A 1,208-nucleotide genomic window follows, 5' to 3' on the forward strand; every position below is an offset into this window, starting at 1 on the left:
ACGACGGCGGCCGAGCGTGGGGCCGACCTCGCGCGTATCATGGAGGTGTCGGGGCACCGCGATCCGAGGACGGTACTCGGCTACGTCAGGAGGGCGAACGCCTTCAAGGATCATGCGGGAAGCGGGTTTTTGTGAAGCCTAACGCCGCCAGGTTGCCCTGGAAGCAATTTTTGCCGCCTTTTCAACCTGAGATGATTTGTAAACGTATAAGCGGCTATATAGGAGTAATTATAGCAATCTAGTTATATGCATGACGGTACATGATCGAAATTCATGGAAGATTTCTTCTAGAAACCGGCAGCGAAGCGACATGCGTCGCCGTCATCTCAACGAATGCACGCGTCGATGTAAGAAGGCGAGGCGGGCTACCAACTATTCGCCCTGGCATGAAGGCAACGTGCTATCTCGATGCAATCGGCGTAGTGCCTGGTCGGATAAGCGAAGTAAGTTCCTCTGGTTTCACTATGCTCGTTGAAGCCAGTGCAGAGCGCAAAGCGAGGATCGACGATCGACTTGCTTGGCTTCGTGCTCACGCCAACGACACGGCTGATCAGCGGAATGATCCTCGGATCGTACCCACCCAGCGCGCTGTGAGCGTCACGCTATCGAACGGTCAGACCGTCGGTGCGGAGATTGTTGATCTTTCGATGTCAGGTGTAGCCCTCGCGACGAGCGAACGACCTGATCCTGGTTCAGCTGTTACCGTTGGGAAGCGGTTCGCCACTGTCGTCCGACACACTGCGGACGGGATCGCTGTTCGTTTCAAGCTTCCGTACAGCCCGACGACTTTCAATGAACACGTGGTGCTGTGATGGGACAGCCAGAGATCAAGCGCCGCAGTGCACCGCGCAAGCGAGTTCTGAAGGCCGCCAAGATCATCTTCCCCAACGGGGCGTCGGTGATGGACTGCACGGTCCGAAACGTCTCGGACGTGGGGGCGAAGCTCACCCTGCCGTCAGCAATCGGGGTGCCGGAGGCGTTCACTCTGCTGATTGAGCCAGATGGCGTTCAACACGCCTGCAGGCTCATCCGCCGAGAGAGCGAAGCGATAGGGGTTCAGTTCATTTCGACAACATTGAATTTTTGAAGCTGAGCAGCCCCGCAACAAAAACATCAGTTCAACTGTAAACTACCTCTTGGACTTGTCGTCAAACCACTAAGATGAGCATCAAGCTGATCGCGGATCTCTCTGGCCATCGCCAGATCAA

Annotated in this window: 2 protein-coding genes; both read left to right on the forward strand. The window is 55.8% G+C overall.

The features are described 5' to 3' along the window. The first annotated feature begins 260 nt into the window (after positions 1-260). Positions 261-812: a PilZ domain-containing protein gene (locus MKK60_RS12240; RefSeq protein WP_243986116.1), complete on the forward strand. Its 552-nt coding sequence runs from the start codon at positions 261-263 to the stop codon at positions 810-812. Further along, the gene (locus MKK60_RS12245) at positions 812-1,087 is read left to right on the forward strand and encodes a PilZ domain-containing protein (protein ID WP_243986117.1); all 276 of its coding nucleotides are present in this window, start codon (positions 812-814) and stop codon (positions 1,085-1,087) included. Before MKK60_RS12240 ends, MKK60_RS12245 begins: the two co-directional genes overlap by 1 nt. Positions 1,088-1,208: the final 121 nt, after the last annotated feature.

Origin of the sequence: Methylobacterium sp. J-092 (assembly GCF_022829325.1) — a bacterium.
In the GTDB taxonomy this organism is placed as follows: Bacteria; Pseudomonadota; Alphaproteobacteria; order Rhizobiales; family Beijerinckiaceae; genus Methylobacterium.